At 68.0% G+C, this 9085-nt stretch carries 9 protein-coding genes; 6 read left to right on the forward strand and 3 right to left on the reverse strand.

Features of this window, described 5'->3' with window-relative positions:
- Positions 1-54: 54 nt before the first annotated feature.
- Complete coding sequence (locus tag ACQKDV_RS16315; protein ID WP_427785108.1) at positions 55-858, reverse strand: SDR family oxidoreductase; 804 nt, start codon at positions 856-858, stop codon at positions 55-57.
- Positions 855-1421, reverse strand: coding sequence for a DUF1415 domain-containing protein (locus ACQKDV_RS16320; RefSeq protein ID WP_427785109.1), 567 nt, complete (start codon positions 1419-1421; stop codon positions 855-857). The genes ACQKDV_RS16315 and ACQKDV_RS16320 overlap by 4 nt, the downstream gene beginning before the upstream one ends.
- Positions 1422-1614: 193 nt before the next feature.
- Between ACQKDV_RS16320 and ACQKDV_RS16325 the strand changes: the two genes are divergently transcribed.
- From ACQKDV_RS16325 to ACQKDV_RS16335, 3 genes are all read left to right on the forward strand, one after another.
- A complete protein-coding gene (locus tag ACQKDV_RS16325; RefSeq protein ID WP_427785111.1) occupies positions 1615-3081 on the forward strand; it encodes a benzaldehyde dehydrogenase in 1467 nt (488 codons plus the stop codon).
- A gap of 17 nt (positions 3082-3098) precedes the next feature.
- Positions 3099-4226 (forward strand): NAD(P)-dependent alcohol dehydrogenase, encoded by a 1128-nt coding sequence (locus ACQKDV_RS16330; RefSeq protein WP_427785113.1) that lies wholly within the window; start codon positions 3099-3101, stop codon positions 4224-4226.
- Between the two features lie 140 nt (positions 4227-4366).
- Positions 4367-5464, forward strand: coding sequence for a helix-turn-helix domain-containing protein (locus ACQKDV_RS16335; protein WP_427785114.1), 1098 nt, complete (start codon positions 4367-4369; stop codon positions 5462-5464).
- Positions 5465-5574: 110 nt separating this feature from the next.
- Here ACQKDV_RS16335 and ACQKDV_RS16340 read toward each other — a convergent pair whose 3' ends face one another.
- Positions 5575-6057 (reverse strand): YajQ family cyclic di-GMP-binding protein, encoded by a 483-nt coding sequence (locus tag ACQKDV_RS16340; protein ID WP_164136587.1) that lies wholly within the window; start codon positions 6055-6057, stop codon positions 5575-5577.
- 92 nt (positions 6058-6149) lie between these two features.
- Between ACQKDV_RS16340 and ACQKDV_RS16345 the strand changes: the two genes are divergently transcribed.
- From ACQKDV_RS16345 to ACQKDV_RS16355, 3 genes are all read left to right on the forward strand, one after another.
- Complete coding sequence (locus ACQKDV_RS16345) at positions 6150-7046, forward strand: DMT family transporter (RefSeq protein ID WP_427785116.1); 897 nt, start codon at positions 6150-6152, stop codon at positions 7044-7046.
- 249 nt (positions 7047-7295) lie between these two features.
- Positions 7296-8303: a methionine ABC transporter ATP-binding protein gene (locus tag ACQKDV_RS16350; protein ID WP_427785118.1), complete on the forward strand. Its 1008-nt coding sequence runs from the start codon at positions 7296-7298 to the stop codon at positions 8301-8303.
- Positions 8300-8989, forward strand: a complete 690-nt coding sequence (locus ACQKDV_RS16355) for a methionine ABC transporter permease (protein ID WP_427785119.1) — start codon at positions 8300-8302, stop codon at positions 8987-8989. Before ACQKDV_RS16350 ends, ACQKDV_RS16355 begins: the two co-directional genes overlap by 4 nt.
- The last annotated feature ends 96 nt before the right edge of the window (positions 8990-9085 follow it).

Consider the following 9085-nt stretch of genomic DNA (forward strand, 5'->3'; position numbering starts at 1 on the left):
AGGGGATTAAGTCGTTTGTGCACAAACGACTTAATCCCCTCCGTCCCCTTTTTTTCATTCGGCGTAGATCATCTTCCGGGTCATGCCGCCGTCGACGATGAAATCCTGGCCGGTGCTGAAGCCGGACAGCGACGACAGCAGGTAGACCGCCAGCGCGCCGATGTCCTCAGGTTTCCCCACACGGCCGACCGGGTGCTGGCCGTGGTCGGTGGGCGAATAGTCCGGCGCATGCCGGCGCGAGGGCGCCTGCCAGGCCGTGGTGCCGATCCAGCCGGGGCTGATGCTGTTCACCCGCACCGCCGGGCCGGCGCTGATTGCCAGTGCATGGGTGAACGCTACCAACCCGCCCTTGGCGGCTGCGTAGGCTTCACTGTTGGCTTCCGACTGCCAGGCGCGGGTGGAGGCCACGTTGATGATCGAGCCGGCCTTGCTGGCCTTCAGCGCCGGCAGCGCGTGCTTGCTGCACAGGAATGCACCGTGCAGCGAAGACAATCGCCGCTGCCATTCGTCCCAACCCATGTTTTCCAGCGTGGTGCCGTGCGGCCCGGCAATGCCGGCGTTGTTCACCAGGCCATCGATGCGGCCGAAATGCTGCTGCGCCACGCCAATGAAGTCGCGCACGCTGGCTTCGTCGGTGATGTCCAGGCGCTGGAACGCGGCATCGTTGCCACGCTGCCATTCGTCCAGGCAGGCCTGGCCCGCTTCCCCGTCCAGATCGCCGATCAGCACGCGGCCGCCAGCGCCCAGCACCGCCTGCGCGATGCCGCGGCCGATGCCGTTGGCGCCGCCGGTCACCAGCACCACCTTGCCCTGCAGCGGCGCCGCCGGCCACGCGGCGATGGGCGGGGCCGCCCTCACGACAGGTCTTCCCCGCGCAGGCGGCGGTACCAGCCCTGCACGCCAATCCGGTCCAAGGTCTGGATGTTGCGTTCCACGATCACGTCCGGGTCCGGGAAAGCGTCCACCGCGCGCTCCACGCTCTCTTCGCGCAGCAGGTGCAGGGTGGGGAAGGGCGCGCGGTTGGTGTAGTTGCTGGCATTGTCGGTGGCCACGCCATCGAACTGGTAATCGGGGTGGAAGCTGGCCACCTGCAGGATGCCCTGCAGGTCCAGCGCCTCGATCGCCGCGTCGGCGTTGTCGAGGAAATCGTTGTAGTCGAGGAAATCGGTCAGCACCTGCGGGTGCACGATCAGCGTGGTGTCGATCTGTTCGGCCGGGGTGTCGCGCAGCAGCACCAGTTCCTCGGCCAGCTGTTCAACCAGCGCCTCGGGCGTGGTCGCATCGCTGAGCACGAACCGCACCTGGTCCTTCACGTACACGGCCTTGGCGAACGGGCACAGGTTCAGGCCGATCACGATGCGTTCCAGCCACAGGCGGGTGGCGGCAATGGGGTCGTCGGTGGGCAGGGCGGTGTCGGTCATGGCGGGCGCATCGGCTGGCGGGGGCCGCCATTGTAGGCGTGCGGTCACCGCCGCGCTGTTCACTGTCCACGAACTGGACACCGACGATGCTGGAAAGTCCCATCCATTCAACCCCTTGCCGATGTCGCACCGATGGCCGATTGCCTATGCAGCGGGCCGGGCGTGCAATGGGGCACGACACAGGAGGACACCCATGACTGCATCTTCCCCGTGGCTGCCGGACGAACTCTGGTCCGGTGCCTTCTTCGACGGCCAGTGGCAGGCCGCCCGCCAGCGCCAGCCGGTGATCGAACCGGCCACCGGCCAGACCCTCGGCGAGGTCGGCCTGGCCGACGCAGCCCAGGTCGCCACGTCGGCCGCCGCCGCCGCGCAGGCACAGCGTGAATGGGCCGCCGCACCCTACGAGCAGCGCGCGCAGGTACTGCGCCAGGCCGCGCGGCTGGCCGAAGACAACTTCGACACCCTGGTGGACTGGTTGGTGCGTGAAAGCGGCTCGACCCGCCTCAAGGCCGGCTTCGAGGCCAAGGTGACCATCAAGGCCTTGCACGAAGCGGCCGCGCTGCCCTCGCGCAGCACGGGTGAGATCCTGCCGTCCGAACCCGGCCGGTTGAACCTGGCCCGCCGCCGCCCGCTGGGCGTGGTCGGTGTCATTTCACCGTTCAATTTCCCGCTGTATCTGGCCATGCGTGCCGTGGCACCGGCCATCGCCCTGGGCAATGCCGTGGTGCTCAAGCCGGACCCGCGCACGGCCGTGTGTGGTGGCGCGGTCATCGCGCGGCTGTTCGAGCAGGCCGGGTTGCCGGCAGGCGTGCTGCACATGCTGCCCGGTGATGGCGCTGCCGGTGCGGCACTGACCAGCGACCCGCACGTGGCGATGATCCAGTTCACCGGCTCCACCGCCGCCGGTCGCAAGGTCGGCGAAGCCGCGGGCAAGCACCTGAAGAAGGTGTCGCTGGAACTGGGCGGCAAGAATTCGCTGATCATCCTCGACGACGCCGACCTCGACCTGGCCGTAGCCAACACCGCCTGGGGCGTGTATCTGCACCAGGGCCAGATCTGCATGGCCACCGGCCGCGTGCTGGTGCACAGGAAAATCCATGCCGCCTTCCTGGAAAAACTGGTGGCCAAAGCGAAGTCGCTGAAGGTGGGTGACCCGGCGCGAGAAGACGTGGCGATCGGTCCGCTGATCAACGCCCCCCAGCGCGACCATGCCGCCCGCGTGGTGGCTGATGCAGTCAAGGCCGGTGCAACGCTGGAAGCGGGCGGCACCCACCAGGACCTGTTCTTCGCGCCCACCGTGCTCGGCAACGTGGCCGCCGACAACCCGGCGTTCAACGAGGAGATCTTCGCGCCGGTGGCCGTGGTGGTGCCGTTCGATGATGACGACCAGGCGGTGCAGCTGGCCAACGACAGCGAGTACGGCCTGTCGATGGCCATCGTGTCCAGCAATGTCGGCCGCGCGCTGAAGCTGGGCGAGCGCCTGCGCACCGGCCTGCTGCACATCAACGACCAGACGGTGAACGACGAAGTGATCAATCCCTTCGGCGGCGTCGGTGCGTCCGGCAACGGCACCAGCATCGGCGGCCCGGCCAACTGGGAAGAGTTCACCCAGTGGCAGTGGCTGACCGTCAAGGGCGAAGCGCCCGCCTATCCAATCTGACCGGAGGAACCATCACGATGAACGACAATACCGCAACGCGTGAGATCACCGCCGCCGTGGTGCGCGGCAAGGAACAACCTTTTGTCATCGAGCAGGCGCGGCTGCGCGGCCCGCAGGACGACGAGGTATTGGTGAAGGTGGTGGCCACCGGCCTGTGCCATACCGATCTGATCGTGCGTGACCAGTACTACCCGGTGCCGCTGCCGGCGGTGCTCGGCCATGAAGGCGCGGGCATCGTCGAAGCGGTCGGCCCCAACGTGCGCGACCTGAAGGTGGGCGACCACGTGGTGCTGACCTATGGCGCCTGCGGCCACTGCAATCCCTGCCGCGGCGGCCACGGTGCCTATTGCAAGGATTTCTTCGGGCTCAACTTCGGTGGCGACGACGGCCACGGCCATACCGCCATCACCGACGCGCAGGGCCAGCCGCTGCACGATCATTTCTTCGCGCAGTCCTCGTTTGCCACCTTCGCCATTGCGCGCGAGATCAACGCGATCAAGGTGCCCGACGACGCACCGCTGGAACTGCTGGGGCCGCTTGGCTGCGGCATCCAGACCGGTGCCGGTGCGGTGCTCAATTCGCTGAAGGTGCGCTCGGGCAGCAGCTTCGCCAGCTACGGTGCCGGCGCGGTGGGGCTGAGTGCGGTGATGGCAGCCAAGGTGGCCGGTGCCACCACCATCATCGCCATCGACGTGGTGCCGTCGCGGCTGGAACTGGCACTGGAACTGGGCGCCACCCATGTGGTCAACAGCCGCGAGGTGGATGTGATCGAGGCGGTGCGTGCGATCACCGGTGGCGGTGCGGACTTCGCGCTGGAATCGACCGGCCGCCCGGAGGTGCTGTCGGCCGGCGTCGAGGCGCTGGGCGGGCTGGGCATGATGGGCGTGGTGGGGGCACCGAAGCTGGGCACCACCGCCAGCTTTGATGTGAACAACCTGCTGCTGGGCGGTCGCAGCATCCGTGGCATCGTTGAAGGTGACAGCGTGCCGCAGGTGTTCATCCCGCAGCTGGTGACGCTGTTCCAGCAGGGGCGGTTCCCGTTCGACAAGCTGGTGAAGTTCTACCCACTGGAACAGATCAACCAGGCGGCCGAGGACAGCACCAAGGGCATCACCCTGAAGCCGATCCTGCGCATTGCCGCGTAACCTCCGGTAGTGCCGGCCGCTGGCCGGCAATGCTGCTGTTGGTAGGTGCCGGCCGCTGGCCGGCACTGGGCCGGAAAACGGCAACATTCCGTTGCCAGGGCGTAACGCAGCCATAGCATCCGCAGGTGTACCCTGCTTCGATGATGGCCACGACAGTCGGGCAACAACAGCTGGTCGCCGCACGCGCGGCGTTCGCCGAGGGCGATGTGCACTCCCTGGCGGTGTTGCCGCTGCCGCTGCAGCACTCCTGGCAGCGTTCGCGCGCGGCCGGTGTGCTGCCGGGGCAGGAACCGTATTACCCGCCATTGCAGGGCGATGGCCTGCGCCTGCGCGATCCCGAGGACCGGCGTCTCGCGCGCTGCGTGCAGCCCGAGCTGGAACAGCTGTGGGCGGCCTTCGGTGGGCGTGGCTGGACGATGTTCTGCGCCAACCGCGACGGCCTGGTGATCGCCCAGCAGGCGCATGGCCTGGAGGATGCGCCGCTGCTGCGGCCGATCCAGGTCGGCCGGCGGCTGGGCGAAGCAGAGATCGGCACCACCGCGCCAGCGGTCAGCCTGGCCGACGACATGCCGGCGCTGGTACGCGGCAATGAACATTACCTGCAGCGCTTCGCGCCAGTGTTCTGCCTGAGTGAGCCGCTGCACGATCTGGACGGCCAGGTCTGCGGGGCGATCGACATCACCGGGCTGGGCGAGCGTGATCCTGCGCTGCTGCAGGGCTACTTCCGGCAGGCGGCGCTGGCCAGCGAGAACCGGCTGTTCCAGAGTCTGGACGATATGCACCTGCTGGCCGTGCAGCACGATCCGCGCTGGCTGGCCACGCCGCTGCAGGGATTGCTGGCGGTGCAGGAGGACGGGCAGCTGCGCGCCGCCAACCGCGTTGCACGTCGTCTGCTGGGCCTGCCGCGACGGGGACCGTTGCCCTTGCTGTCGATGGAAACGGTGTTTGCCGGTGCCAGTGCGGCGCAGCGTCGTCGGCTGCTGCAGCCGGGGCCTGCGCACCGGGTGCGGCTGGGTGAGGGCAGTGCGGTCTACCTGCAGCACCTGCGCGCACCGCGTGCGCCGCGCACGCGCGTGGTGGCATCGGCACCCGTGCCGCCGGTGCAGGATGCCTCGTTGCGTGACCAGCAGCGCGAAGCGGCGCGGCGTGCGGCGCAGGCGGCCGAGGGAAATCTCAGCCTGGCGGCTCGCCAGCTGGGTATTTCACGCACCACGCTGTACAAGCTGCTGCGCGATTGACCCTGCAGCACGCCGGGCATGGCCCAGCGCTACCGTTGCAGCCCGGGGCGCGGCGGGTCATCCATCGCGCGTCATCCCGGTAGCGCCGGGCCATGCCCGGCGGCGGGTCATCAATCGCGGAAGTTGTTGAACTGCAGCGGCAGCTCGAACTTGCCGGCCTTCAGCACCGCGATGGCGTCCTGCAGATCGTCGCGCTTCTTGCCTTGCACGCGCAGCTTGTCGCCGTTGATCTGGCTTTCCACCTTCAGCTTCGCTTCCTTCAGCGCAGCGGCGATTTTCTTGGCGATCTTCTGCTCGATGCCCTGCTTGACGGTGATCTTCTGCCGGGCCTGGGCCAGGTTGGTCTCGATGTCGCCGAATTCCAGGCTGAGCACGTCGATGCCGCGCGCGGCCAGGCGGGCGCGCAGGATGTCGTTCATCTGCTTGAGCTGGAACTCGGTCGGTGCCGTCTGGTTGATGACATCGCCATCGCGCTCGAACCTGGCGTCCACACCCTTGAAGTCGAAGCGCGTGGCCAGTTCACGGTTGGCCTGGTCGATGGCGTTGGTCAGTTCGTGGGTGTCGACTTCGGACACGACGTCGAAGGAAGGCATGGGCGTGGCTCCGCGGAATTCAGTGGTGGCCATTGTATCGCGCAGGCCCGTGCACGGTGCCCGATGCACCGCGTGGTCGGCGATAATGGGCCATGAACGCGCAACGCTCCCCCTCGCGCGCGGTGGCCTGGATGGTCGCCGCCGTGGCCTGCTTCTCGCTGATGGATGCGGGCATGAAACAGCTGTCGGCCAGCTATCCGTCGCTGGAAGTCACCTTCCTGCGGGGGGCGGCCTCGCTGCCCTTCGTGCTGGTCTGGGTACTGGCCAGCGCCGGCCCGCGTTCGCTCATTCCCCGGCGCTGGGGCCTGCACCTGCTGCGTGGCGGGCTGGGCATGGCGATGATCGGCTGCTTCGTGTTCGCCCTGCGCGACCTGCCGTTGTCCACCGCCTACAGCATCTACTTCGTCGCACCGCTGCTGATCGCCGCGCTGTCGGTGCCGCTGCTGGGCGAGCGGGTGGGGCCGCGGCGCTGGGTGGCCATCGGCGTCGGCCTGCTGGGGGTGATCGTGGTGCTGCGTCCGGGCGTGGATGGCTTCATTTCCATTCCCGGCCTGATGGTGCTGGCGGCGGCCACCGCCTACGCCATCGCGGCGATCACCGTGAGCCTGCTCACCCGCACCGATACCTCGCAGTCGATGGTGGTCTGGTTCCTGGTCATCATGGCCATCGGCGCGGGCCTGCTGGCGCTGCCGGGCTGGGTGCCGCTGCAGCTGGCCCACGCGCCGCTGATTGCCGGCATGGGCCTGGCCGGCGCACTGGGCCAGATCGCCCTGACCCGCGCCTTCCAGCTGGGCGAGGCCTCGATGATCGCGCCGCTGGAGTACAGCGGCCTGGTCTGGGTGATCGGCTGGGATCTGGCGTTCTGGGGCCAGCTGCCTGATGGCTACACCTGGGCCGGCGCGGCCATCATCGTGGCCTCGGGCCTGTACCTGCTGCACCGCGAGCGCCTGAACCGGGTGCAGCCGCCGAAGCCGCTGGATCACCCGTGATCGTGGGTCGGATCCCCGCAGGGGCTCTGACCCCCACGTACCCAGGGTAGTGCCGGCCGCTGGCCGGCAACCCCTTGCGCTGGCGGGTTCGCTGCGGATGCCGGCCAGCGGCCGGCACTACCGGTTGCGAGGCTTCACGGCATCCTTAGAACCAAAAGGAATAACATTCTGGCCCAAGGCGCAGGCGCGGAACCGCCGGCGCTGGTAGGCTGCACGCCCCTTCCATCGCCCCGCCGGTGAGCCACGCCCGTGATCGAGTTCCAGCGCCTGCACAAATCCTATGCCGTTGCCGGCCGCCAAGTGAGCGCGCTGCAGCCGCTGGACCTGACCATCGAGGCCGGCGAGGTGTTCGGCATCATCGGCCATTCCGGCGCGGGCAAGTCGACCCTGATCCGCATGATCAACCGCCTGGAAGAACCCAGCGGTGGCCGCCTGCTGATCGGCGGCGAGGACATCACCGCGCTGGATGCCGATGGGCTGCGCGCGCTGCGCCGGCGCATCGGCATGATCTTCCAGCACTTCAACCTTCTGTCCTCGCGCACCGTGGCCGGCAACGTGGCTTTCCCGCTGGAACTGGCAGGTGTGGCCAAGGCCGAGATCGATGTGCGCGTGGCCGAACTGCTGCAGACTGTCGGCCTGCAGGACCACGCGGCGAAGTATCCGGCGCAGCTTTCCGGCGGCCAGAAGCAGCGCGTGGGCATTGCCCGTGCGCTGGCCACCCGCCCGCAGATCCTGCTGTGCGATGAAGCCACCAGTGCGCTGGATCCGCAGACCACTGCGTCCGTACTGGCGCTGTTGTCCAGGATCAACCGCGAGCTGGGCCTGACCATCGTGCTGATCACCCATGAGATGGATGTGATCCGCCGCGTCTGCGACCGCGTGGCCGTGCTCGATGCTGGCCAGCTGGTGGAAACCGGCCCGGTCACCCAGGTCTTCCTGCACCCGCAGCATCCGACCACGCGCCGTTTCGTCAGCGAATCGGAGCATGTGGACGAAGGCACGCTGCACCGCGATTTCGACGTGGTCGGTGGCCGCATCGTGCGCCTGACCTTCCTCGGCGGCGATACCTACGAACCGCTGCTGGGCAGCGTCGCACGGCAGACGGGCGTCGATTACAACATCCTGTCCGGCCGCATCGACCGGATCAAGGACACCCCGTATGGCCAGCTGGTGGTCGCCCTGGTGGGCGGTGACCAGTCCGCCGCGCAGGCCGCGTTCGTGGCGGCCGGCGTGCACGTTGAGGAACTGCGCCGATGATCGTCGCCACTGCTGAAGGCTTCTTCCGCCACCTGGATGCAGGCAAGTGGGCCGATATCGGCCAGGCTACCCTCGACACCCTGCTGATGCTGCTGGGTTCGCTGCCGCTGACCCTGGCCATCGGTCTGCCGCTGGGCGTGCTGCTGTACCTGTTCGGTGCGCCGCAGATGAAGCGCCGCCCGTTCGCCTATGGCGTGCTGGCGCTGGTGGTCAACCTGCTGCGCTCGGTGCCCTTCATCATCCTGATGATCGTGCTGATCCCGGTCACGCTGTTCCTGATGGGAACCTCGCTGGGGGTGCGCGGCGCCATCGTGCCGCTGGTCATTGGTGCCGCTCCGTTTTACGCGCGCCTGGTGGAAACCGCGTTGCGTGAAGTGGATCGTGGCGTCATCGAAGCGACCCAGGCGATGGGTGCCACGACCTGGCAGCTGGTCAGCCGTGTGCTGCTGCCTGAAGCGCGTCCGGGCCTGATTGCCGGGGCGACGGTGACCACCGTGGCCTTGATCGGATTTACCGCCATGGGCGGTGCCATCGGCTCCGGCGGCCTGGGTGATCTGGCGTTCCGCGATGGTTACCAGCGCTCGCACACCGACGTGGCCCTGGTCACCGTGGTCCTGCTGCTGGTGCTGGTGCAGCTGCTGCAGATGCTGGGCGATCGTCTGGTCGCCCATTACACCCGCAAGTAGCCCGGTAGTGCCGGCCGCTGGCCGGCAGATGCGTAACGTTGCCTTGAAGCGGGTGGTGGACGACCCGTGCGAGACCGCCGAGACCTGTGCGGGCTG

This window comes from Stenotrophomonas sp. NPDC077659 (assembly GCF_050268705.1).
Classification (GTDB): domain Bacteria; phylum Pseudomonadota; class Gammaproteobacteria; order Xanthomonadales; family Xanthomonadaceae; genus Stenotrophomonas.

Bases quoted from the DNA above. Each gene is read 5' to 3' on its own strand.
- ACQKDV_RS16355 (WP_427785119.1), top strand. From the start codon at position 8,300: ATGATCGTCGCCACTGCTGAAGGCTTCTTCCGCCACCTGGATGCAGGC.
- ACQKDV_RS16320 (WP_427785109.1), bottom strand. From the start codon at position 1,421: ATGACCGACACCGCCCTGCCCACCGACGACCCCATTGCCGCCACCCGC.
- ACQKDV_RS16345 (WP_427785116.1), top strand. From the start codon at position 6,150: ATGAACGCGCAACGCTCCCCCTCGCGCGCGGTGGCCTGGATGGTCGCC.
- ACQKDV_RS16340 (WP_164136587.1), bottom strand. From the start codon at position 6,057: ATGCCTTCCTTCGACGTCGTGTCCGAAGTCGACACCCACGAACTGACC.
- ACQKDV_RS16335 (WP_427785114.1), top strand. From the start codon at position 4,367: ATGATGGCCACGACAGTCGGGCAACAACAGCTGGTCGCCGCACGCGCG.
- ACQKDV_RS16330 (WP_427785113.1), top strand. From the start codon at position 3,099: ATGAACGACAATACCGCAACGCGTGAGATCACCGCCGCCGTGGTGCGC.
- ACQKDV_RS16325 (WP_427785111.1), top strand. From the start codon at position 1,615: ATGACTGCATCTTCCCCGTGGCTGCCGGACGAACTCTGGTCCGGTGCC.